Here is a 23,361-nt window from a genome sequence, read left to right on the forward strand (position 1 = left end):
CAAAGTTAGAATTAGTTTCCCAAGGAGTGCACGTGTTATGGAGAAAAAAAGTTACGATTGGTTCGAGCAACGCCGCAAAACCCGTGGCTTAGAATTAGCTCATGATCAAATATCAAAAGCATTTGACACGGTAACGTGGCTGCATAAAGCAACCAAAAGCTTCTCAGAAAAGAACTATGTTGAAGCCAAAAAATATATTCAAAACCTCTACAAAGCCGAAGAGGAAGTAGATGCACTCCGAACAGAAACATTCATGGAGTTATCCAAAGGCGCCGCCTTAGTCTCTGACTACCGCGAAGACCTCTTGCACCTTGTTAAACGCTTAGACACCTTAGCAGATCACACTAAGGACGCAGCTCGATGTCTCGAAATGTTAGGCGACGTCGAGATGCCTGCAGAGCTCCTTAAGAAAACAGTTTTCATGACTTCCAAACTGGTGGAGACTGCACAGACCCTGCGGGGCAGCATCGAGAAAATCTCATCTAACCCCAGTGACGCCATAAAAGAAGCCAAAGCCGTCGGCGACATCGAGCATGCAATCGACGAAGAATACCTAAACGCCAAAGGCTTATTCGTTAAGTATGGCGCCAACATGAACTGCGGTGCAATGGTTATTTTTGATGACCTCATCGAGTTCATCGAGCAAGCAGCCGACATGTGTGCAGACACAGCCGACTACATTGAGGTTCTCTCCAGCAGAGAGTAACCCTCTTCTTCTTTTTTACTTAGCATTGATAAGCAAAGCTTATAATGCAAATTCTATCAATGGGTGTATCGGATGATACTTTGACGACCACAAAGACTCCCCAAAAGGCTAAGCTAAAAAAATTTTACCGAACAGGCGAAAAATGCCCCGCCTCTGGGTTATGGGCGCATTATTGTAGAGATAAACGTGCCAGAGTCAATATTCCGCTTTCTAAAACCGAGACTTTCCCGCCCTGTCGCACCTGCGGTTCAGTTAGATGGTCCCTCACGTTGGCTGCCTAAATCTTGGCGGTCCACCTTTTTTGAAGCAACTTACTTTTATTGGCTAAACCTGCTGGGGATTAACCGCTTACATTACAAAAGGGGCATTAAACAAAAGAGCACTGCGAACAGTGCTTGATTTTAAAAAGCAAAGTAAAGAAAGAATTAGTGTTTACTTTACTATTTCGCGTTTCTTCCAGCGCAGGTTTTTGCCTTTGCATTTACGGCATTTCAACGCTGTTTCAGCGTTTCGTGCGCCGCAGTCTCGGCAGATTTTCATGTATAAGCGGTGCTTCTGCGCGATGGTTTTCTTTACGGGGTCTAATATTGGCATCTTAGTGTCTTACCTTCTATTTTGGCTAAGTCTTTGATGGTTAAGTATCAAATATACCTTTTGTCTTAACCATGCCTGTCTTATGCGACGTTTTGTCTACTTGATTTCTTCAATGGTGACGTAGCTGCGGGTGTCTTCGATACCGTCGATGGTGTAGAGTTTCTTTAGAATTTCATCGAGGTTTTCACGTTCCACAATGATTAGGGCGTCGACTTCTCCGGCGATGCGAAAAGCCCTAGAAACCGCCAACTGATGGATTTGTTCGTAGACGTGGATGCGTTTGATGGGGGAAACTTTGAGCAGAATGAATGCGGGGGTGGTGGAGACGCCTAAGGCGTTGAGGCCTTTTTCGGTTACGTCTATGAAGCCTCGGCCAGTGCGGATGTAGCCGCGGTTTTTGAGTTTACGCAGGTGCACGTTGAGGGCTTGGCGGCTGACGCCGAGTTGCCCTGATAATTCGTCTTGTTTGACGCGGAGTGTGTAGGTATTGGTTGATTTTCCTTTTTCGTAGAGGGTTTTTAAGAGTTGAATTGAGCGTTTAGTTAATGGTTCCAAACTGGTCCCTTAGCTGTTGATTTGTTAAGTTAAACCTTTACAATAGTAGCATACTTATTTAAGAATTTGACTGCTAAACCCCCTGCCTTGACACTCTGCCTAAACACCCTTTCCACTCAGACGCATTTTATGAGCTATGGACGCCCGCAAAACTGCAACACAAGGCACCCTAAATCATGGCGCAACCGCCAAAAACGGCGTTTTTTGCTCCGCTGAGAACACAAACAAAACACCACAATGTATTTATTATGAAAAAAAGCTTTACTGAAGCCACTTAAAAAGTAAACTAGGAGTGAAGCGCAACCGTGACGGAAACCGCCAACGCAGTCTTGATAGGCAAAAAACCCATAATGAACTACGTCCTTGCTTGCATCACCTTCTTCCACGGCGGAGCTAAAGAAGTCAGCATCAAAGCACGCGGCAAATCCATCAGCCGAGCCATCGACGTCGCTGAAGTAGTTAGACATCGTTTCCTACCCGACGTCAAGATCAAACGCATCGGCATCGGCACAGACCAATTCCAGCCCCAAGACCACGATGAAGACGACGAATCAAGCCACGGCGCAACAAACGTTAGCACCATCGAGATAACCTTGATGAGGTAACTCACGCGCATAGCGAAAACTCCTTCTTTGCAGGAACCGACGAACTCCAATGAAAACTGAACTATGCAGCTTCTGCCTAAAAAGCGGCATTCTATGCCAAAAGTGCTCAGCTAAAGTTAAAGCTGGCGAAATAAGTGACCTAGACCTCAAGATCGCACGTTTATTGCTTGGTCTAGAAGATAAGTATCCTTCCCTGCAAAACGTCTGCTTCTACAAAGCCGTTGACGTAGAGAAAACTCTAGCCATCCTCGTCGGACACGGCGATGTTCCTAAACTTTTAGGTTACGGCGGCAAAATAGTCAAAACCATAGGCGACGAAACAGGCAAAAACGTCCGTGTACTTGAATATGGCGTTGACGACCGCAAATTCCTCGAAGACCTCTTCATACCCTTCAGCATCCTAACCATTAACACGATATGGCTTCCGGACGGAACCACCGAAACCCGCGTTATCCTCAAACGCAAACGTGGCGCTCAGTTGCCCATGGATCTTAAGGCGTTAAAGGAGATCGCGAGTAAAGTGCGTAAGATGTCGCTTCGGGTAGAAATTGCAGATTAACGGGTTGGTTAACTATGGATCTGGACTGTTTAGGTGACTGGATTAGGACTCATTATACCAGCCAAGTTTCACCTGACCTTGATGGGCAAGAAGTCACGCTGTTTGGCTGGATCCAAGACATCCGCGACTTAGGCGGCATCCGCTTCTTGATTTTCCAGGACCGCGAAGGCACCCTTCAGCTTACCATACCCAAGAAACGTGTTGGTCCCGAGGTGCTTGCTAAATCGAATTTGCTACAGAAACGGTTTAGCGTTGCAGTTTGGGGTACGGTGAAGAAAACTAACATGACGCCCCGCGGCATCGAAGTCATCCCCACACAAATCAAAATCCTAAGCACCGCCACGGAACAGTTACCCATAGACATCACGGGCAAAACCCCCGCCAACATCGAAGCCCGCCTTGACGCCCGCGCCCTTGATTTAACCTTAGAGAAGAACCTTGCGGCATTCAAAATCCAACACACGGCGCTCTCAGCGATTCGCAGTTACCTCTTTGACAACGGCTTCCTCGAAGTCCACACCCCCCGCATCATCGCCTCCGCGACTGAAGGCGGCGCAGAACTCTTCAGCGTTGACTACTTCGAGCAGAAAGCGTATCTTGCCCAGTCACCGCAGCTCTACAAGGAAGAGTTGACGCTTAGCTTCGAGAAAGTGTTTGAGGTGGGACCGTTTTTCCGTGCTGAAGAATCCCACACCCGACGGCACCTAAGTGAATTCACCTCCGTCGACATAGAGCAGGCTTTTGCCAACGCCAAAGACGTCATGTCGCTACTCGAGCAGGTTATTCATCACGCTTGCAAGACGGTTAAAGAGAAATGCGCTAACGAACTCCACACCTTGGGCTATCATGTTGATGTGCCCGAGTTGCCTTTCAAACGCTTCACCTACACCGAGGTGCTTGAGACCCTTGCAGAGCATGGTGTAGAGATTCCATGGGGCGAAGACATCCCCACCGAAGCTTTTCGCGAACTTGGCAAACTCTACCCCTTCTTCTACTTCGTCACCGACTGGCCCACCCACGCCAAAGCCTTCTACATCCAACCCAGCGCCGAAGACCCCAAAATCTGTGAGGGCTTTGATTTGATGTGGCGCTACATCGAACTCGTATCAGGTGGCACCCGCATATCTGACAAAAACCTCCTCATCCAACGGCTGCAAGAGAAAGGCCTCAAACCCGACTCTTTCAAAAATCACCTGCAAGCCTACGACTACGGCATGCCCCCCCACGCAGGCTGGGCAATCGGCTTGGAGCGGTTGACGATGATTTTGACGGGTAAAAAGAACATCCGCGAAGTCACTCTCTACCCACGCGACAGAGTACGACTAACTCCTTAGACGATAGGTGACCCCAGAGACCTACCTCCTTTGTATAAGGTATAAAAAGCATTGAGGCTCAACAGGACAAAGCCTTGCTGGGGCTAAAGCGTCTAACTGCAAAAACCAAGTGGTCAATTTTTACTCGATAATAATCGCGTGACTATTTAGCATATGGTCAAAGTATGGTCAAGAAACCTTGCCTTGTGTCAGTCAAGAGACGTTGATGAAAAAGCTTTAATTGCCAACTAAGACCTTGAAACCTGTTGATAATATGCGCAAACTAGCATTGCTGCTGTTGCTCTTTGTTCTTATACTGCCTACCTTTGCCTCGTTTTCATCAGTTACGGGCCAACCCCCCTGCACGATTTATGAAGTGCCTTTTCCGCAAGGTCCTTTCATTAGCCCTTCGACCATAGTAATAATCTCTCCGCAAGCAAACGCATCCTATTCTAATGGAACAGTCCCTTTATGCTTTAAGGCAACTGGACCTAATTACTTGAACGCAACCAATTATTCCTCCTATATCAAAGAAATTCAATACTCGGGCGACTGGTTGACACAACCAATAATCTGTTTTTCACAAAACACTTCTGACATTGCTAACGCCAATTTTTCTGAAGCTTCACCTTACCACTTTAGGGATTTCAATTTTACCCTCACGGGTATACCTTCTGGGAAGCATAGTCTTAACATTACTGTGACAGGGGCATTTTACAGAGCGTTCTATCAAAATTTTTGGGCATACGAGTATTCATATAAGGAATTTTACGTTTTCCCGTTGATGAGCAATTCAAAAAGCGTCAACTTTACTGTGCGGACAAACCCTAACCTCACATATTCACAAAATGCTACTTTTAACGATTCAAATTTCGCGCTAACCTTCACAGTTGACCACCCCGTCTCAGAACTATCCTACAGTCTAGATGGGCAAGAGTTAGTGCAAATCACAGGAAATACGACTCTGACGGGCTTGCCTAACGGTCAACATAATGTTACAGTTTACGCAACCGATTCTTTCGGAATCACTGACATATCAGATCCTCTCTTTTTCAACATAGAAGCGCCTCCAGTTGTGCCTCTCACGGTTGCCCTTGTCCTCGCTATTTTGGCTATTGTTGGTTCTGTAGTCTACTCAAGAGCACGCGAAAAATACGTAAACAAGCAAAAAGGTTTGAGTAGTAAACCCGACGGATCAGGGTAGCATTAAGCTGCTTTTTGGTTGTGGAATAATTCGCCTATGTATTCGCCGACGGTTTTGTTATGTTCTCTGGCTATGCGTTTGATGGAGTTGTTTATGCCTGTGCTGTACTGGACCGCTTTTTTTGGTTTATCCGCTACCGAGGGGGGCATGCCAAGGTTAGATGCGACTTTTCGAAGCACCAGTTTACGCAGGGTGTCAGGTTTGGGTTCAATCTTGCAACTCAGAGGTAACGACAACGCATACTCCGCAACATCGTAGCATCCGAAGGGCAAACGCAACTCCACGTCAAAGTAACTGGTGATTTTTAGGTCGCGTTCAAGGTTGCTTTGATGAATGTTAACGACGTCGCCAAACATGGTTTTGCGGACTGCTTCAGCTCCATCTTTGCAGTACTCGTTAACGTAGCGTTGATAACCGCCAAATAACTCGTCGGCGCCCTGCCCAGCCAACACCACCTTAAACCCTGCCTCTGCTGCCTGTTGCGCTGTCCAGTAAAAAGGCACGCCGATGGCGGCTTTGATGGGGTCTGGTTCTTCGATAAGCTCTACCACATGCGGTAGCGTCTTCTCGACATCAGAATCCTTGAACAGGTGTATCTGCATGGGCAAATCCAGTGCCTCAGCCGCGTCGATGGCTTCCTCCGTTTCTGGTTCGTTTTCCATACTCACATGCAACAGCTGTACTTTAACGCCGAGTTTGTTGGCTAAAAAGGCTACGACGCTGCTGTCTAAGCCGCCTGAAAACGCAACCGCCGCCTCCTTCAACCCGCGAGTTCTCCGCTTCAACGACTCCTCAACCAGCATCTGCAGCCTAACCGCGGCGTCGTCAAGGGTTACCTGTTGGGGTTCGTTGAATGTGAGGGTTTTTATGGGTTTGAATTTGAAGCCTGTCTTCTCGGCGACGCCTAAGCTGCCTGGCGGGAAGGATAGGGGGTTTTCGATGCCGAGTTCCCAGAGGACTCGGCGGTTAGTAGCGTAGGCAGCGATTGTTTGGTTTTCGCCGTAGTAGAGGGGTTGTACGCCGACTGGGTCACGCGCTGCGGCTATGGCGCCTTCTTTGAGGAGCCAAAACGCGTAGTCGCCATCGGCTTGCGAGATTAGGGTTTCTAGGAGGGTTTCGCAGTGCTGGGGTTCTTTGGATAGTTGTTCAGAGACTGCTGCTGGAGGAATTGGCGCGTAGACTCTGCCCTCAAACAGTACCGAGGCATCCTCTAACTGTAGATGGTCGTATCCTGCGGTGGTTCGGGCTTGGGTGCATGCAAATCCTGCCGCTACGGTTGATTCGGCGCTTTGTTTGCTAAGTAACGCGGGGTTCTTGTCAAACATTCCCCGCTTGGGCGTCATGAGTCCCAAATGAAGCGGCTGCCCCACATCCACGCTTCTTAGAACATCAAGCACGGATTCAATAACGCTCTCGCCTTCCTTACTCAAAACCGCAACAGTAACCTTCATGTCAATTACACCTGTATTTGCTTACGCATCGCTAAGACATTAACGTTTTAGTTGATGCCCTATGGATTGTTATAGGAACTAGGTAGCCACATTTCTTTAAACAAGACTCCGCGCCTTAACCTTTGGAAGTAGAATGAAACCCTACAAAATAGTAACAGGCTTTCTAGTCATTGCAACTGCAATAGCCTCCCTATGCGCTGTCGACGCACAATCCTACCAAACCATAACCACAGTTACTGGAAGCAATGGTCAAACAACCGATTACTTCTATATTCCTGCAACCCAGTGGCGTATAACTTGGAGTTATGTACCTGATCCTGCTTATCCTGATTACGCTGTTTTTTCAGTGTTCATTTATCCCAAAGGCGAAACCACAATGTTTACCGAGACGATGACCAAAGTTGGCGCTAACGAAACAAGCGGAGTAACCTACATTGGCGAGGGACAAAAAGACTACTACATCCAAGTTATCTGCGCCAACCTAAACAAGTATACCATAACCGTAGAAGCCCAAGTCTCCCCCACGCCTTCCATCCCCGAGTTTTCCTTATCTGCCTTTGCATTAATCACAATGGTTCTGGTAGTAACCGCCACTTTAGTTATCTCCAAACGCAAACATCACCTGAACCAACAATAACCACCCTTGGGCAAGCGCCAAACCAAACTATACCGCTTTTCATCGACAAAACATTAATCTTTAATTGCTATAACCTTGTGTCTGAGGAATCAGTCTCTTGCCAATCACCCCTATAGATACAGGCCGTTATGGCACCCCTGAGATGCTCAAAATCTTCGAAGAAGAAGCCCGCGTCCAAAAACTGCTCGACGTAGAAGCAGCCTTAGCGTTGGCGCATGCAGAAGTAGGCAACATCCCCGACAAGGACGCCCAAAAAATCGCCGAGATGGCAAACACCAAATACGTCAAGGTAGAACGCGTCAAAGCGATTGAGAAAGAAATCAAACACGACATCGCATCCCTTGTCCGCGCGCTATCTGAACAATGTGGCGAAAGCGGCGCGTATGTGCACCTCGGCGCAACCAGCTATGACATCGTCGACACAGCCAACGCGTTGCAACTCCGAGACGCAACCACGGTGCTTTGGAGAAGACTTTTTGAGTTCAAAAAAATCCTCCAACAACAAGCAGGACAATACAAAGACACAGTTATGATTGGACGCACCCATGGCCAACATGCTTTGCCTATCACGTTGGGTTTCAAATTTGCCGTCTGGGGCTACGAAGTTAACCGCCACTTAGACCGACTAAATGAATGCAAAAAACGTGCGTTAGTTGGCAAAGTCAGCGGCGCAGTCGGCACCCAAGCAGGTCTAGGCGAACATGCAGCGGAAATTCAAGAAATCGTCATGAAACGCCTCGGCATACCCGCGGCTGAGATATCCACCCAGATTGTCCAGCGGGACCGTTACGCTGAACTCGTTGGCATATACGCCATGATTGCCACGTCACTGGAGCATTTCGCCACCGAAATCCGTGAACTCCAACGCCCCGAAATCGCTGAGGTCTTTGAGTCCTTCGAGGCAAAGAAACAGGTCGGCAGCTCCACGATGCCTCATAAGCAAAATCCCGAAACCTGCGAACGCGTCTGCGGCTTAGCCCGCATCGTACGCAGCCTTAACACCCCCGCATTGGAGGATATGGTTACTTGGCATGAACGTGACTTAACCCAATCCTCCGCGGAACGATTCATCTTGCCCGAAGCAAGCATTCTGCTCGACTATATCCTCAACTTAATGTGCAACATCGTGGCTAACCTCCGCGTTGATAGCGACCGTATGCTGCAAAATCTCTCCATCACGCAGGGACGCGCAATGTCTGAATCCGTTATGATGACCCTTGTCAAGAAGGGTGTTAACCGCCAAGAAGCCCACGAGCTCCTACGGCAGTTAACCATCAAAAGCGCCGTGGAGAACAAACACTTCCAACAAATCCTATCCGAGGACCCGCTTGTGGGCAGCAAACTTAGCCTCGCAGAAATCGAGCATGCCCTTGATCCAAAAAGCTACCTTGGCACCGCAGTCCAGCAGGCGGAACGCTTCGCAACGTCTTAGAAGTCAAAGAGCCCTTTTTGTTGGGCTTCTTCGGGGGCTTTGGCGAAGTTGTCCCACGTTTCCTTTTTCACAAACCCGCCGACTTGTTCCTTAATTTTCTTAGCTAATCGCGGACCAACCATAGGTAACGCCTCGAGCTCTTCGATGCTGGCATGTTTGAGGTCCTCGATGGTTCGGTAACCCGCGTTGAATATGATGCGTCCGCGGACTCTGCCCAACCCCTCCAACGCCACAATGGGTAGCAACTCACGTTTAATGCCCTTCTCAACTCGCTCCACCAACTCATGACTCAAAGCGGTTACGTCTTTGTTTTTGCACACCACAGGCGAGAGTTCATCAATCGCGTGTAGTAGCCACTTTGAGGTTTCGATAGTGCGGTAGAGGTCGCCGGGTTGCACACTAAACCGTTCCATAATCTTGTCTTCGGGGAGTTCCTCAATCCAGTTGTTGAGCACCATTGCGGTTTTCACTTCGCCCAGAAACTCGGCGTAGCCCACGTGGTCGCTCCACTGGTCAGGGGGGTCAATGAAGAATTCCTGTTTATGATCATCAGTTTTCACGGCTAGCACATCCATTTCGCGTTGGTAGGGTCGCATGATGGGGCCCATATCAGGCGTGTGGGCGATAAGGTGGAGGAGGCTAAACTCGGTGAGCAGCGGCGGCTTAGCTTGAAGCGCGTCTCGGATGATAACGCCCGACAGTGGGTCGATGTAGAGTTCGCTTATGCGGCGGCCATAGGGGGTGGCTAAGAGGCGGCTGCCGGCGACGCAGATCATGTCTTCTGAATCGAGGAAACGCAGGATTTTGTCGATGACGCTTTTGATTGCTTTCACATCAAACTGGTATGCATAGAAGGTTTTGCCAAAGAACTCGTAGATGCCCTGCTCGGTGTCCGCGTAACCCGATGCTATGGTGGCTAGCACGTGAGTGCGGATGATTCTCTCAACGGCGAGTCGTGACCAGATTTTCTCGGTTTTTGCCAAAACATAGTTTTCCATAAGGAAGTCGGCTTCGTCGGCGGTTTTGGAGATAAGCACGGATTCACCGAACTTGTCATACTTCGGTCTGCCCGCGCGTCCCGCCATCTGCTTATAGTCCAACACGCTGATGGGGTAATTGCCCAATCCAGCTTCGAAACGGCGATAATCCTGAATGATGACTGCTCGGGCGGGTAAGTTGACGCCCCAAGCCAACGTCGGCGTGGCGGTGAGGACTTTAATTGTGCGGGCTTTAAAGGCGTCTTCGATGATTTTTCGATGTGCCCCTGAGAGTCCCGCGTGGTGGTAGGCGACGCCGCAACGCACCAACTCAGCTAACTCGTCGCTTAAGCCTGTGCGTTCGCCTGCTTCTTGGATTTTTTTTGCTTCATCATCAAGGGTTTTACGCACTTTTTCCTCTAAGGTTTTTTTGATCAGTTTAGACCCCGACTGTGGGAACAACGCCTTGTCCATATGGGGCGCGACGGTTTTCGCCGCTGAAACCGCGTTTCGTCTGGTTGAAGCAAAAATTAGTGCTTGCCCGCCGCCTTTGAGCGTGTCGAGCACGATGTTTATGACTGTTTGGCGGGTGGGCTGCTCGATTTGGCGTGAGCCGCCGTCGCGGTATTGGATTTCGTTTTGTAAGATGACGCCTTCCTTGAGGTTTATGGGGCGCCACTCAGTGACGATATATTTGGCGTTTAGCCACCCTGCGATTTCGTCGACGTTGTTTATGGTGGCGGACAGCGCGAGGATTTGGATGTGGGGGTTAACCTGCATGAGCCGTGCCAACACGATTTCGAGTGTGGGTCCTCGGTCGGCTTCGTTTAGCAGATGCACTTCGTCGGCGATGACTAGCGAGATGCTATCCATCCATTTCGAGCGGTGCCGCAGTAGGGAGTCGGCTTTTTCGTTGGTGGTTACGATGATGTCGTAGCGTTCGAGCCAGTTGTCGGCGCTGTCAAAGTCGCCTGTGGAGATGCCGACGCTGACTTTTCGTCCGTCGGGTTTTTGGATTTTAGTGTATTTTTGGAACTCCTCAAACTTCTCGCTGGCTAAGGCGCGTAGGGGCGAGAGATAAATCACTTTGCCATCGTTGCAGAGTACATGTTTGAGGGCGCAGAGTTCGGCGATTAGGGTTTTGCCCGATGCTGTGGGGCTGGCAAGGACAATGTTTTGTCCGTCTAGGGCGCCTGCTTTTATGGTGTCGGCTTGGGGCGGGAACAACTCAGTGATGCCTAAACCTGTGAGTACCTCTTTAACTGAATCGGGGATGGATAACTCTGCGATTTTCAATGGCTGCGCCACAATTTGGTTTGTTCCTTGTGTATGTTTAGGTGGGGTTATTAGAGTTTTTAGTTTGCTTCCTGCGTTTGTTGCCTGTTATTTACTTTAGCTGGTTTTGGCGGCGGTCCTTTTTTGTTTTCAGCCCTTGCTGCCCAAGCGAGGGGTCGAAGCCGTTTTGTGGTTAGGTTTTTTTAGTTGATGTTGCATATCCACTTTGGCAAGTTATCCATCTTAATTATTGGCAGGGATTCAGTATGGTTGAAAACGTAAAGGAACTCCTAAAACTTCACGAAGGCATCACGCACGAAGTCTACTTAGACAACGAGAACAGCAGCATTGTTCCCCAAGAAGTCATTGACGCCATGCTTCCCTACTGGAACAAGATAGCCTACGGCAACCCCACCTTAACTCACAAACCCGGATGGGAAGCCTTCGAGGCAATCATGAACTGCTTTGGCAAAATCAGCCGCTTCATGGGCGCCAAAAACCTCGAAGAAATCACATTTACCCCCAGCGAAACTGAAGCCAACAACGAAGCCATCATGGGCGGATGTTTCGCTCAGAAGGGCAAGGGCAAAAAAATCGTCATCTCCGAAATTGAACCCATAAACGTTTTGCAAGTTGCCGATATGATGAGTAAATATGGTTTTGTCACCCAGAAAATCCCCGTTGACCATGAAGGCTTTATCAACCTTGAAAAACTCAAACAAGCCGTGGATAAAGACACCATACTTGTAAGCATCTCCAGCGTAAACAACGAACTGGGCACAATCCAACCCATAAAAGAAGCAGTTGACATCGCCAAAACTCAAAACCCCCATGTGCTTTTTCACACTGACGCCTCCGACGCCTACGGACGCATACCCCTAAACGTCGAGAACCTCGGCGTGGATATGGCTACTGTTAGCAGCTCCAAAATCCAAGGCCCCCGCGGCATGGGCGCCCTCTACGTTAAAGACGGCGTAAACCTCGAACGCATCCTTGAAGGACAAATTGGCACCCAGCGGCTTTGGCCCGGCGTCGAAAACACCCCACTGATTGTTGGTTTCACTAAGGCTTCCGAGTTGGCATTTGACAATTTTGAAGGCAACACCACAAAAATGCGTATGCTTCGCGACAAACTTGTCGATGGCATCTTTACTGAACTCTCGGATTTACGGTTTAACGGTCCCAAAGGCGCCAAACGCAGCCCCGACAACGCAAACATCAGCATCCTACGCGCGGAAGGCGAAGCCCTCACAATCGAGCTCAGCCTAAAAGGCGTCTATGTCTCCAGCGGCTCTGCCTGCAGCCGTAGACTTCTCCAACCCAGCCACGTTCTCATTGCTATTGGACGCATTTTTGAGGAAGCTCATGGTAGCATCTTGATGAAGACTACTCGGAGTCAAACAGAAGAAGATATATCCTATGTTCTGAGTGTTTTACCCCCAGCAGTTAATCGTATTCGTGGGATAGTCGGCACAACAGGAGTGCACTAACATGTCTCGTATACCTCTACCTTACAACCCTAAAGTCATGGATTTGTTCCGTAACCCCAAGAACTTGGGCAAAATGGAAGATGCAACCGTAGTCGCCGTAGCAGGGAACCCTGCATGCGGAGACATGATTACTTTCTACCTTAAAATCGACGAAGCCAAACAGGTCATCGAGCGTGCCCAGTTTGAAAGCTACGGCTGCGCCGCCAACATCGCGACCAGCAGCATTGTAACCGAAATGATAAAAGGCCTAACCCTTGAGGATGCTTGGAATAATATCACTTGGAAAAAAGTCACCGAGGAAATCGGCGGGTTACCCAGCGTCAAATTCCACTGCGGCGTTTTAGCTGTTGGCGCACTCAAACGTGCTATCCGTCAATACTTCACTCAGAAAGGCGTAGAAGCCCCCAGTTGGTTACCTAAGGACCACACTTATGAAGAGAAACAGGCGCTTGAAGAAGAGGAACTGGCAAAGACACTCTCTAAGCGGCTAAAACCTGAGGCAGAAAAGTAACGTGGACACAGAAGCGATTCGCCGAGATTTCCCTATTTTGGGGCGAAAAATCAACGGCCAACCCCTCATTTACTTTGATAATGCTGCAACTACTCAGAAACCCCGCCAAGTCATCGACGCAATAACAGATTACTACCAAAACCACAACGGCAACGTCCACCGCGCGGTTCATGCCCTTTCCGTGGAAGCAACCGACCTCTACGAGAAGGCACGAGAAAGCGTCGCAGAATTCATTAACGCAAAATCCCCAAGCGAAATCGTGTTCCTAAGGGGCACCACAGAAGCCATCAATTTAGTGGCGTATTCTTTGGGACTCAACACGCTGGGAGTAGGCGACGAAGTCTTAGTTTCTTTGCTGGAACATCACAGCGATATTGTGCCATGGGAAATCGTCTCAAAAATCAGAGGCTTCACCCTCAAATACGTCAACGTCCATTCCGATGGTACGTTGGACTACGACGATTTTGAAGCTAAACTCTCCAACAAAACCAAAATCGCCTGCCTAAGCCACGTCTCCAACGTAACAGGCATAATAAACGATGTCAAACGCGCCACCAAAGCCGCACATGACCACGGTGCACTCATGCTTATCGACGGCGCCCAGAGCGTCCCACACATGAAAACAGACGTGCAAGACATCGGCATGGATTTCTTAGCGTTCTCAGGTCACAAGATGCTTGGACCCACAGGCATAGGCGGCTTATACGGCAAAAAAGCGGTGCTTGAGAAGATGTCGCCGTTTATGGGGGGCGGCGAGATGATACAGGATGTTTCTTATAATCAGGTTAAGGGGCGTTGTGCGGTTTCTTGGAATAATGTACCCTATAAATTTGAAGCTGGCACCCCAAACATCGCTGGTGCCGTCGGGTTAGGCGCCGCAGTAAAATACCTCCAAGACATCGGCATGGAAAACGTGCTTTGCCACGAGCGGGAACTCTCCCAATACGCTACAGAACGCCTTCAAGAAGTCAAAAAAGTCACCGTTTACGGTACTCATGATGCATCCAAAAAACTCGGCATCATACCCTTCGGCGTCAAAGGCTTCTCCTCACATGACGTGGCGCTCTTCTGCGACACTTATGGCATAACCCTGCGAAGCGGCTACCACTGCGCCCAGCCCCTGCATGAAGCCTTCAAACTCGAATCCTCCGCACGCGCCAGCTTCTACCTCTACAACACCAAAACCGAAGTCGACCGATTCATAGAAGTCCTCAAGGAGTTTGATAAACTCTAATGTCAACCGTCGCTGACTACGTTGCACGCATCGAAGGCACCTGCGGCGCAGAAAGCGACGTGATTGTCATTTTTAAGTACGAAAAAAAAGACGAAATCATAGCTTACATCCTCAAACGCGCCCAACAAAAAAACAATTTAGCAGGCGTAATTTTCGAGTTAAACTTCCAAGGCGTATCTTTTCGGCTCTACACAAGCGGCAAAGCCATCTTCCGCGGTTTTAAAACCAAGATGGAACTGATGGATTTTCTGACTAAGCTGCTCCTTTAACGTTTCAGCGCCATTTTCACTTTTACTTTGGTGCGGCTAACCCAATTCAACGCGGGTATAAGCGGATATTTTATGGCGTCGGGCAGGGCGTCTTTTAGTTCACGATGCATGCCTAATCGTATGGCGGTTTTGCCTCGACCCGTGAGAGGCACATAGAAGCGGTTGATGGGGAACTTTTGGAATCCGTTGTTATCCTTAAACTTGTCCAGCGAGGGGTGGTTGCCGATGCGACCATACATAAGCCACCGCTCACCCCGTGCTGCACAGACCTCCACCGCTTTAGCTAATAGGGCGTTGTTGAGGGATTTGTCCCAATGCTTCTGCATGGCTAAGATGTTTGAGATGATGGCTATGCGGTCGCCGTAGAGGAGTTGGATGAAACCCACGATTTCTCCCTCAAGTACCGCGGTGATAAACGTGTTGTTTTGGCTGGCATACATGTTGCCGCGTACTGTGTCGAGGGATTCGCCATAGTGGGGAAATGCGCGTTCTTGACGGATAGGCGTCTCGTTGTAGATTTTCCAGATTCCCAAGGCTAATTCTTCGCTGGGTTCGGCAACGGTGACGGTTACGCCGCTTTTTTCTGCTTTACGCACCATGTTTCGGGTTTTTTTGCCGATGTCATTCCACCATTTCTCGTAGTCGGTGATTTCTAGCAATCCAACGTTGTCTTCTTCGCGGACCCAGTCAGACGGTGGATTGTTGATGGGGTTGCACCATCGGCGGTCCATAAAGGTGAGGATGTCAACATCGCGGGCACGCAGCTTCTCCATCAGCCCCTCTGTTACGTTGAGGTCGTATTGGTATTCTTTGATGTTGCGTGCCACTCGAGAGAAGAATCGCTTGTGGATGTGTATGTCTTGGAATCCTTCATCCACTTCTAAGATGCTCTTTAACACGTCGTAGTAGGGTTCTCGGTGGCCCTTCTTTTGGAACAACCATTCAGGATGAATAGACAGTATATGGTTATGGTTTATCCATTTCTTAACTTCGTTTATGGTGCCCTCAACATCATGGCTGCCCCTTAACGCATCAATACTGTATGTTTTGCCCACCTTAGACTCATCATGAAAAGAGGTAAGTGGAAAATCAGGGGGGATTTTAGCTTGGCTCTCGCCGAGATTACGTCCCCACAACATCCGCATAACTACGCGTTTGGTGCCATGGATAGTGTAGTACTGGATGGTTCGGTTGGTTTGGTTCTCTAGGATTTTCCATTCTTCAAAGGGGCGATTGGCAACGTGTAAAGCTACCGTGTGCCTCTCGGGATTAAGCAAATCCAGCAGGCGCTGGTCGGGGATGGTGTAGGGGGTGAAGAACCAGTATGCATGCACTTTCTTTTTGGATTCGTTAATCATGGTGGCTATGACGCGGGCGTTTAGCAGGTAGGCTGGGTTGGTTTTGTTTTTTCGTCGGAGCGCTACCGCTAAGAAGCTTTTAGGACGGGACGCATAGGGGTAATCAACATCTATGCGGATTCGTATCGGTGCCTGCTGTTCTGTCACGCGAAGAAATCTCCAAGTGGAAGCGCTTTGAATTTAATTATATGTTCTTACATGAAAATCTATCTATTCCCCCATGATTTCTCCGCTATAGGGTGCCGATGAGTGTTGATTGGTGTAAAAGTTAATTAACCTGAAATAAAAATACAATAAATTTTATTAAGCTAAAATAAACACACAATAAATTAATTGTTATTCGTCAATTTCCGAAACTGAAATGAGGCGATAGGGATTTCAAAAGTATTTACTGTTCATAGCAACTTTGTTCAGTCAACCGACTTAAGCATTGTTGTTACTTTTCCAAGTTTTCCAAGTGACTACGTAAATGCCCTAGTTGATTCAACAAGTCACTTGTCAATGAAATATGAGTTAATCCTGCTAACAGAATCAGTTGATTCATCAACAGATGTTAATCAAGTCCTCTCTGAAATGACCCGCGACAAACAGAACTTAATCAAAACAAGACTCGTGCTGATGGACCCGCAGCATGGCAAAGGTCTTGCATTTGGACGAAACCTTGGTAGTATGCTATCTGATTCTTCCATTTTGTTGTTTGTTGATGATGACACGTTGATTTTAGACGACATCTCTTCTTTGATTACTCTCCTTCATACTGGCAAATGTTATGGTGTTCAACCTTTACTTGTTAACTTTGACTTGCAGACTGTCGATTCGATGGGTGATTACATAAAAAAAGTAGACGAATACCGCTACACTCCATATTGCCGGCGTCAAGGCGAAAACATTAGAGCGCTTTCAAAAATGGAGGCAGACGAGATCCCATACCTGAGGGGAGCATTTATGCTCATCAGAAAGGACGCGCTTATGAATATCGGTGGGTTTGATGAAACTTTTGCATTTGATTACGATGACGTCGATTTCGGCTTTAGAATGGTTTGTGCTGGTTACAAATTAATTTTTTCGCCCCAAGTTAACGCGGCGCATAAGGGGGGCCGAACCAGTCAAAAGATGGATGACAAACAAATCAGGCTTAGCGTGTTGAACACTCATTCTATGTACCTAAAGATTGCGCCGTATTCTTTTTGGCCCTACATTGTTTTCGCTTACTTTGAGCGTAGCCTACTCAGATACGAGATAAGTCGTGTTAAGCAAAAGGATAGTGTTCATTCTGTTACATGGGATTTTTTTGTGATGCATAAACATTTTATTGGTCGCATAAGGAAAGCTCGGCAGCACCGTGAAATTTTAAAGAAACTGGGGATCGTTGGTCGCCACAAACTCGATGCCATGGCTAGTGGCAAAAAGTTCCCCTTTTCAGATTTCATAGGGTTTAGCGATGATTGGAACTCAAAATAAATCAAATGCTCATCTTTATCCACGTTTCTGATTTTCCCAAGTTGGTTTCGACGACTCGTCCATATCGCTTATTTTTGCTGAAGCATGTGTTCAATGTTAGTCCAGGTGTTGTTTTGGAAATTCTCTGGTGATAATTCGGCGATTTTGCGCCATAGCTCAGGGCGTTTCACATTCCAGCTTTCTTGGCTGTCTATCGACTGAACGATTTTTTGCTTCAAGTCCTCGTACGTGTTCCATCTGTATTCTTCGGGGATGAATTCCTTCATGCCGCCACTGTTATGCACCAGCGTTAAACATCCAGACGCCAATCCCTCAACAGGAGCAATTCCAAAGTGTTCGCCTTCCATCAGATGCACATACATGCGGGAATCCTGAAGCGTCTCAACGAGGTCGGCGCCGGGTAAATTAGCCTTCACGGTGTAGTTTGGCGGTATATCCTTTTGGAACGCTTCTAACCATGGTTTGTCGCCTTCAATGACGCCTCCAATGCTTACGAACTCAACGTCGGGCAAATCTGATGCTAGCCGTTTGAGGATTTCGTGGCGTTTAGCTGGAATAAAGCGTGCAACGTACGCTACTCGGCGTCGCCGCTTCGATAGTGGTTTTTCGCACCAAAACTTATCCAGATTCACAGGAGGATACACCACAACGGGTTCTTTCACTCCATGGCTTTTCCAGTACTGCGTTATGGCTTCTTTGGTGTAATTGCTGTTACAGAGCACCATGTCAAGTTTGTCAATGCCTTCTTCGACCCAACGCTTAAACAGCCACAGGTACAGTCTGCGTTTGAGGTTTGAATGGGCGTAGTCGTAGTGGATTTCTGGGAAATGCACGTAGGCGATGTTTTTTTTGGCTTTATTGAGAAATACAGGTTCAAACGGTGAGCTGGATTGAGTGGAGAAGAGGTAATCGTAGTCTAGTTGGTTGCGGTATTTTTTTAGGAGTGCCACAAAGTTGCGGTGACGTTTATAGATGGTAAAGGGCGGCTTAACTTTGATACGTTCCCCCAACGAATGGACCACTACTGATTTGGGGACGTCTTCGCTGACGATGTCACGGTATTTAGCATGGTCAAAATCAAAAGTCAACAACTCCACGTCTTGGCCGTGGTTGACGAGGGTTTTTATGACGTTGTGACAGACGCGTTCGCCGCCGCCGTAAATGTCAAGGTAGGGGTGCACCACAAGGAACTTTGCCAACGGAATCCAGCCTCAAGATGGTTAAGCGTATTTCGCCTCTAACTTAATGAAGGTTTACTTGAAAGCCGCTATTCGGAGGCTGGAAAAAAATTAAAAAAAGGAAAGGTGGGGTTTTTTGTGTTTGACTGCTTGTATTGTGGCGAGTGCTGCAAATCCCGCGAGAATTGTCAGCAGGGTGCCTAGTAGGCTTTCAGGAACTGGGAATGCGGGTGTAATGAGTACTTGTTGGCTGGTTGTGTCTGTGTTGCCTAAGCTGTCGGTTACGCGCAAAGTGATGGTGTATGTTCCGGGTGCCGTGTATGCGTGGGTTTCTATGCTGGGTGTAGCGGTGGTGGTGTCGTATGTACCGTCGCTTGTCCAGTCCCATTCAAATTGGACGATTGAGTTTATGCCCGAACTGCTGCTGGGGTCGAAGCTGATTGGGTTGTTAATTTCGGTGGTGGACTCGCTTTTTGTAAAGCTGGCTGTGAGTGAAGAGGGTATGGGGGTTAATCCAACGTTTAGGTCAAACACTGGCGGGGGCACGGTGACCATTGCGCTATCTGCGGGGTAGTAGCCATCTGCTTCAACATGCACTCGGTAGGAACCTGCAATGGTGTCCCATTGGTATTGCCCATTTTCGTTGGTGGTTAATGGGTTAGTGTCTGGAATCATTAATCCCAAACCTGTGGGAACGTTTTGCCAACCGCCGTTTCCGTTGCTACGTTGTAGCCAAACGGTTGCGCCTTCAATTCGAGCGCCTGTTGTCGCGTCATACACGTAACCTGCTGGGTCAATGTATATGTTGTATTGGATTGGGATTGGTGTGGGTTCGCTGGGTCGATGAGGGTAATATGTCACTGTTGCTTCACCATGTCTGGGGTAGAAAGTTGTGGTGTATGTCCAGACGCCTGTTGATGAAGGTCCGCTCATGGCTTCAAAGATGTCTGGTTCGCCATCGTCAACGTGAATGTTAATGTCCACTGAAGTTGCCTGTTCGGTGGTTCCAAAAAGTGGGTCCGTATAGGTAAAGACGGTTGGAGTACCCCAATATAATGTAGGTGTGGTGCCTGAGGTTCCTGTTAAAGGTCCTACATGTGCACTTGGGGGCAAGTTAGTTCCAGTGACTGTGGTTGAGGCTGAGGCTTGGTTGTCGTCATAGGATGTTTCTGTTGTGGTTGTGCTTATGCTTGCAGTGGATGTTATTATGCTACATACTTCGGTTGTTTCAGGTATGTTAACGGTTACTGCCACTAATCCTTGGCCATCTGGGAAGGATGCGGAAGTGCCGATGTTCCATGTTACCTTGCTTGTTGCTGAATCAAAGGTGCCTCCGTTGGTCGCTGACTCAAAAACCACATACGGTGATAATGTGGCTTCTAAAACAACATTTGAGGCGTCTTCACCGCCAAAGTTGTTGTAGAATAAACTGTAAGTCATTGATTCACCTCTATCCATTTGGTTTGGGCCCATCATTGACAGATACATGTTTGTGCCGCTAACAGCAGGGACAGTGCTATCCCAGTATAATGTGAACTCGTACCATTCGGCACCCCATCTATTGTCATCGTTGAGGAGGATTTTTGCTGTATAACCGTTGCTGCTTGAGGGTTGCTCAGCTATGGAGATTTCCTCTCTGGCTTGGTCAATGTCTAGAGAGGTTATAGTCCAGTCAGCGGTTGGATGTGGTGCGGGACTGTAATATTTGTCTGAATAAGGGTAATTTGTCCAGTCTGGCGTCCAAGTGTCGCCGTCAATGTAGGTGAATTCGTGGTGACCATCCCATAACCCTGGAAGGTCATAGTTTCGGTGTTCGTACCAGATGATTGCGCCGCCAAATTGGATATACATAAAGTCGCTGCCGTCTATGAATGCTCTAACATGGGTGGACCCCGAATACGGTGAGCCAGCCACGGTCATAGCTTGGGTTGTAGTTAAAATTGAAGATGACAATAATATTATCGATATTATCGTTAGGGCTATTTCGGTTTTTCGTTGCATTCTGCCTTCTCCCGCTAAGTTGAATGTCAAGCTAGTTAGCTATAAGTCTTTACAAGACGTATATGTTAACATAAAATAGATAAGTCGGTTGCCTTTGTATCAAATTTTAATTCTATCGTAGGCTTGATGTTCCTCCCGGGCAACGCTGTCCCACGAAAATTTAGCGGCAAGCGCTAATCCTTTTTCTGAGGCACTGTGCCGTAAAGATGCATCATGTAGCAGTCTTTGGGCTTCTTGCGCCATAATCTTCCAGTTGCCCACAGGCACCCTTTTAACGGCGCCAGGGAAATTCAGACGCATCGCCGCAATGTCATATGCAACCACTGGTGTCCCCGCTGTCAAAGCTTCCAGCACTACCAACGAAAACGAATCATATAGACTAGGATAAATTAGCACCTTAGCTGATTTCAAATAAGAAAACAGCGTCTGCTTATCGATGAATCCCTTGTAAACCAAATTTTTGCCAACTCCGCACTCCTTGACGGCTTGTCTGAAGCGGTTTTCGATAATTGGCGAATCAAACTTGCCTGCAACAACTACTCTTACACTGGGGTCAGATTGTGCTAGTTCAGCGGCGATTTTGGGCAAATCAAATATGCCCTTTTCAGGTGCCAATCTTGAAAAGAAAAACACATCAATTTTTTCTTCTGACGCCTCAATCGGGTTGATATCTGTTGCTTTAATGCCATTACCTGGCTGTAGCACCAGCATTTTTCCTCTCCAGTCGGGAAAATATTTTTTGGTTTCAGGCTCAATCGCAGGGCTCACCGCCAGAAATGTGGTGGTTTTCGCGGCTTTTTTGATTAACCCGTAAAGCGGTGCGTAGAGCGCCCGTAGGTAGGTTTTGCGGATGCTGCGGATGGGGCGCCACTCGGTGGACGCATAGGGTGGAAGCAGGGGCAATTGAAACACGCATGTCCAGGGTAAGTGAAGCTGTTTGGCGGCTAGGTAGGCTTCAAGGAGAAAATCGATTTTTTCATGGTGCGAAACGATGAGGTCCACTTTTTCTTGCTTAGCGATTTGGGCGATTTGGCGGGCGCTTTGGTGGATGGAGTAGTAGTCGAGGGCGGCGCGGCTGGCGCTTTTGAAGCGGCGGTCATAGATGACGTTGGGGCGGCGGAGACTGTAGATTTTTTGTTGGGGGCTAAACTGGGTTTGCTGGTTCTGTTTCATTTTTTGCCAAATAAACTCGTCTACTACAATTACGGGTTCCACGCCGAGGCTGCCGATGCGTTTTAGGACTTCAAAGCTTCGCCTGTCGCCGCCTGTACTGGATTGTAGCGGGTTAGCCAAATAGAGGATTCTCATCAACCGACATTTGCGTGTTCTTGATAGTTATCGTTTTCTGTTTGCCCCATTAACGTATCTACGTGTGCCCAAATTTTTTCTTGGAATTTTTTGGGTTTTAGAAAACTGATTTTGTCCCATAGCCCCTGTTTTTGTGTGTCCCAAAACTGGTCAGGGTCAGACAAAGCTGTGAGTTGCCCAAGTTTTTCTTTAAGGTCGCTGATGGTGTTCCAGCGGAGGCTCTGGGGGATAAGTTCGCCGCTTCCGCCGCTGTTATGCACCAAGGTGATGCATCCGCTTGCCAACGCCGACATGGGGGCGATGCCGAAGTGTTCGCCTTCCATGAGGTGCACATAGATGCGGGAGTCTTGGAGGGTCTCGATAAGCTGGGTTTCGGGGAGGTTGGGTTTTACTTTGTAGTTGGCGGGGAGGTCGCGTGAGAAATCCTTAAACCATGCTTCCTCGGTGTCGCGTAGTAGCCCCACGCTTACGAATTCGTATGTTGGGAATTGGGTGGCTAATTGTTTGAGGATTTCGTGGCGTTTTTTGGGGATGAAGCGGGCGATGTAGACGACTCGTTTGGTTCTTTGCTGCAGTGGCTTGTTGCTCCAGTAGCGTTCCTCTACAGGCGGATATGCCACGACGGGTTCGGGCGCGCCTAGTTTGCTCCAGTACTTCTGCGTCATGGCTTGAGTGTAGCTGCTGTTACAGAACACTAACCCCAACTTGCCAATGTCGCATTCCAGCCAATGCCTATAGAACCACAGATACATTCTTGCTTTGAAGCTTGAATGTGCATAGTCGTAGTGGATTTCGGGGAAATGCACGTAGGCGATGTTGTTTTTTGCTTTGTCGAAGAGTTCAGTTTCAAACGCGGATATGGTCTGCGTGGAAAACGTGTAATCGTAGGTGACGGTTTGTTTGAATGCTCGGATTGCTTGGATGATTTTTTTGCGGCGTTTATACACCGAAAACGGGGGTTCGGCTTCGATGCGTTTGCCTATCATGTGGACTTTGACTTTTTTTGGGAAGGGTTCGCCCATGATTTCTTGGTAGCGTTCCATGTCAAAGTCGTAGCTCAACAGCTCAACCGTCTGCTTATGGGCTAGGAGGGTTTGGAGGATATGGTGGCAGACGCGTTCGCCTCCCCCGTAGATATCCATGTTAGGGTGTACGATAAGGAATTTTGCCATGCCGCGCTCCTCGTATGAGGAAAAATCGGTAAGTAGGCAATTTAAGACTATCTGTGCGTTTTTTCCGCTGT

The 23,361-nt window shown here is 48.2% G+C and carries 21 protein-coding genes; 12 read left to right on the forward strand and 9 right to left on the reverse strand.

All coding sequences use genetic code 11. The features are described from left to right. Positions 1–37: 37 nt before the first annotated feature. Positions 38–706, forward strand: coding sequence for a DUF47 domain-containing protein (locus NWE92_02270; protein ID MCW4028457.1), 669 nt, complete (start codon positions 38–40; stop codon positions 704–706). 432 nt (positions 707–1,138) lie between these two features. On the opposite strand, the gene NWE92_02275 is transcribed toward NWE92_02270, so the two are convergent. Both NWE92_02275 and NWE92_02280 read right to left on the reverse strand, forming a co-directional pair. Continuing rightward, positions 1,139–1,300, reverse strand: coding sequence for a 50S ribosomal protein L40e (locus tag NWE92_02275; protein ID MCW4028458.1), 162 nt, complete (start codon positions 1,298–1,300; stop codon positions 1,139–1,141). A gap of 96 nt (positions 1,301–1,396) precedes the next feature. After that, the gene (locus NWE92_02280; protein ID MCW4028459.1) at positions 1,397–1,855 is read right to left on the reverse strand and encodes an Lrp/AsnC family transcriptional regulator; all 459 of its coding nucleotides are present in this window, start codon (positions 1,853–1,855) and stop codon (positions 1,397–1,399) included. Positions 1,856–2,160: 305 nt separating this feature from the next. Here NWE92_02280 and albA point away from each other — a divergent pair, with 305 nt between their 5' ends. From albA to NWE92_02300, 4 genes are all read left to right on the forward strand, one after another. Then, a complete protein-coding gene (albA, locus tag NWE92_02285) occupies positions 2,161–2,460 on the forward strand; it encodes a DNA-binding protein Alba (protein MCW4028460.1) in 300 nt (99 codons plus the stop codon). 49 nt (positions 2,461–2,509) lie between these two features. After that, entirely contained in the window at positions 2,510–3,019 is a 510-nt protein-coding gene (locus tag NWE92_02290) for a hypothetical protein (protein ID MCW4028461.1), read from the forward strand. A 14-nt stretch (positions 3,020–3,033) separates the two neighbouring features. Next, positions 3,034–4,353 (forward strand): aspartate--tRNA(Asn) ligase, encoded by a 1,320-nt coding sequence (gene aspS, locus NWE92_02295; protein MCW4028462.1) that lies wholly within the window; start codon positions 3,034–3,036, stop codon positions 4,351–4,353. Positions 4,354–5,116: 763 nt separating this feature from the next. Next, positions 5,117–5,536 carry a hypothetical protein gene (locus tag NWE92_02300; GenBank protein MCW4028463.1) on the forward strand — a complete coding sequence of 140 codons (420 nt, stop codon included), beginning with the start codon at positions 5,117–5,119 and terminating at the stop codon, positions 5,534–5,536. Positions 5,537–5,538: 2 nt separating this feature from the next. On the opposite strand, the gene NWE92_02305 is transcribed toward NWE92_02300, so the two are convergent. Then, on the reverse strand, positions 5,539–6,987 hold the full coding sequence (locus NWE92_02305) for an asparagine synthetase B (GenBank protein ID MCW4028464.1): 1,449 nt from the start codon (positions 6,985–6,987) through the stop codon (positions 5,539–5,541). A gap of 133 nt (positions 6,988–7,120) precedes the next feature. Here NWE92_02305 and NWE92_02310 point away from each other — a divergent pair, with 133 nt between their 5' ends. Continuing rightward, the gene (locus tag NWE92_02310; protein MCW4028465.1) at positions 7,121–7,624 is read left to right on the forward strand and encodes a hypothetical protein; all 504 of its coding nucleotides are present in this window, start codon (positions 7,121–7,123) and stop codon (positions 7,622–7,624) included. Positions 7,625–7,721: 97 nt separating this feature from the next. Continuing rightward, positions 7,722–9,056 (forward strand): adenylosuccinate lyase, encoded by a 1,335-nt coding sequence (gene purB / locus NWE92_02315; protein MCW4028466.1) that lies wholly within the window; start codon positions 7,722–7,724, stop codon positions 9,054–9,056. Here the strand turns inward: purB and NWE92_02320 are convergent. Beyond that, positions 9,053–11,329, reverse strand: a complete 2,277-nt coding sequence (locus NWE92_02320) for a DEAD/DEAH box helicase (GenBank protein ID MCW4028467.1) — start codon at positions 11,327–11,329, stop codon at positions 9,053–9,055. The genes purB and NWE92_02320 overlap by 4 nt on opposite strands. 245 nt (positions 11,330–11,574) lie before the next feature. Between NWE92_02320 and NWE92_02325 the strand changes: the two genes are divergently transcribed. Genes NWE92_02325 through NWE92_02340 form a run of 4 tightly spaced genes read left to right on the forward strand, consistent with a single transcriptional unit; the run spans position 11,575 to position 14,812 of the window. Next, entirely contained in the window at positions 11,575–12,798 is a 1,224-nt protein-coding gene (locus tag NWE92_02325) for a cysteine desulfurase (protein MCW4028468.1), read from the forward strand. A 1-nt stretch (position 12,799) separates the two neighbouring features. Beyond that, a complete protein-coding gene (locus NWE92_02330; GenBank protein MCW4028469.1) occupies positions 12,800–13,309 on the forward strand; it encodes an iron-sulfur cluster assembly scaffold protein in 510 nt (169 codons plus the stop codon). 1 nt (position 13,310) lies between these two features. Next, positions 13,311–14,543 (forward strand): cysteine desulfurase, encoded by a 1,233-nt coding sequence (locus NWE92_02335; protein ID MCW4028470.1) that lies wholly within the window; start codon positions 13,311–13,313, stop codon positions 14,541–14,543. Beyond that, complete coding sequence (locus tag NWE92_02340) at positions 14,543–14,812, forward strand: hypothetical protein (GenBank protein MCW4028471.1); 270 nt, start codon at positions 14,543–14,545, stop codon at positions 14,810–14,812. Before NWE92_02335 ends, NWE92_02340 begins: the two co-directional genes overlap by 1 nt. Here the strand turns inward: NWE92_02340 and NWE92_02345 are convergent. Beyond that, complete coding sequence (locus NWE92_02345) at positions 14,809–16,317, reverse strand: GNAT family N-acetyltransferase (protein ID MCW4028472.1); 1,509 nt, start codon at positions 16,315–16,317, stop codon at positions 14,809–14,811. The two genes, NWE92_02340 and NWE92_02345, sit on opposite strands and share 4 nt — an antisense overlap. 282 nt (positions 16,318–16,599) lie before the next feature. On the opposite strand from NWE92_02345, the gene NWE92_02350 reads away from it, so the two are divergent. Further along, positions 16,600–17,631, forward strand: coding sequence for a glycosyltransferase (locus tag NWE92_02350; GenBank protein MCW4028473.1), 1,032 nt, complete (start codon positions 16,600–16,602; stop codon positions 17,629–17,631). A 68-nt stretch (positions 17,632–17,699) separates the two neighbouring features. Here the strand turns inward: NWE92_02350 and NWE92_02355 are convergent, their stop codons facing one another. The 4 genes from NWE92_02355 to NWE92_02370 all read right to left on the reverse strand — a co-directional run bounded on the left by NWE92_02355 (position 17,700) and on the right by NWE92_02370 (position 23,290). Then, positions 17,700–18,830: a glycosyltransferase gene (locus NWE92_02355; GenBank protein ID MCW4028474.1), complete on the reverse strand. Its 1,131-nt coding sequence runs from the start codon at positions 18,828–18,830 to the stop codon at positions 17,700–17,702. Positions 18,831–18,920: 90 nt separating this feature from the next. Continuing rightward, positions 18,921–20,840 carry a carboxypeptidase regulatory-like domain-containing protein gene (locus tag NWE92_02360; protein MCW4028475.1) on the reverse strand — a complete coding sequence of 640 codons (1,920 nt, stop codon included), beginning with the start codon at positions 20,838–20,840 and terminating at the stop codon, positions 18,921–18,923. A 69-nt stretch (positions 20,841–20,909) separates the two neighbouring features. After that, complete coding sequence (locus NWE92_02365) at positions 20,910–22,118, reverse strand: glycosyltransferase family 4 protein (protein ID MCW4028476.1); 1,209 nt, start codon at positions 22,116–22,118, stop codon at positions 20,910–20,912. Next, complete coding sequence (locus NWE92_02370; GenBank protein ID MCW4028477.1) at positions 22,118–23,290, reverse strand: glycosyltransferase; 1,173 nt, start codon at positions 23,288–23,290, stop codon at positions 22,118–22,120. The genes NWE92_02365 and NWE92_02370 overlap by 1 nt, the downstream gene beginning before the upstream one ends. Positions 23,291–23,361: the final 71 nt, after the last annotated feature.

The organism is Candidatus Bathyarchaeota archaeon (genome assembly GCA_026014745.1).
Taxonomy (GTDB): domain Archaea; phylum Thermoproteota; class Bathyarchaeia; order Bathyarchaeales; family Bathycorpusculaceae; genus Bathycorpusculum.

Coding starts and splice junctions, on each gene's coding strand:
- NWE92_02275 (MCW4028458.1), bottom strand. CDS start 1,300: ATGCCAATATTAGACCCCGTAAAGAAAACCATCGCGCAGAAGCACCGC.
- NWE92_02340 (MCW4028471.1), top strand. CDS start 14,543: ATGTCAACCGTCGCTGACTACGTTGCACGCATCGAAGGCACCTGCGGC.
- NWE92_02290 (MCW4028461.1), top strand. CDS start 2,510: ATGAAAACTGAACTATGCAGCTTCTGCCTAAAAAGCGGCATTCTATGC.
- NWE92_02370 (MCW4028477.1), bottom strand. CDS start 23,290: ATGGCAAAATTCCTTATCGTACACCCTAACATGGATATCTACGGGGGA.
- NWE92_02330 (MCW4028469.1), top strand. CDS start 12,800: ATGTCTCGTATACCTCTACCTTACAACCCTAAAGTCATGGATTTGTTC.
- NWE92_02300 (MCW4028463.1), top strand. CDS start 5,117: ATGAGCAATTCAAAAAGCGTCAACTTTACTGTGCGGACAAACCCTAAC.
- NWE92_02325 (MCW4028468.1), top strand. CDS start 11,575: ATGGTTGAAAACGTAAAGGAACTCCTAAAACTTCACGAAGGCATCACG.
- NWE92_02270 (MCW4028457.1), top strand. CDS start 38: ATGGAGAAAAAAAGTTACGATTGGTTCGAGCAACGCCGCAAAACCCGT.
- NWE92_02305 (MCW4028464.1), bottom strand. CDS start 6,987: ATGAAGGTTACTGTTGCGGTTTTGAGTAAGGAAGGCGAGAGCGTTATT.
- NWE92_02365 (MCW4028476.1), bottom strand. CDS start 22,118: ATGAGAATCCTCTATTTGGCTAACCCGCTACAATCCAGTACAGGCGGC.
- aspS (MCW4028462.1), top strand. CDS start 3,034: ATGGATCTGGACTGTTTAGGTGACTGGATTAGGACTCATTATACCAGC.
- NWE92_02310 (MCW4028465.1), top strand. CDS start 7,121: ATGAAACCCTACAAAATAGTAACAGGCTTTCTAGTCATTGCAACTGCA.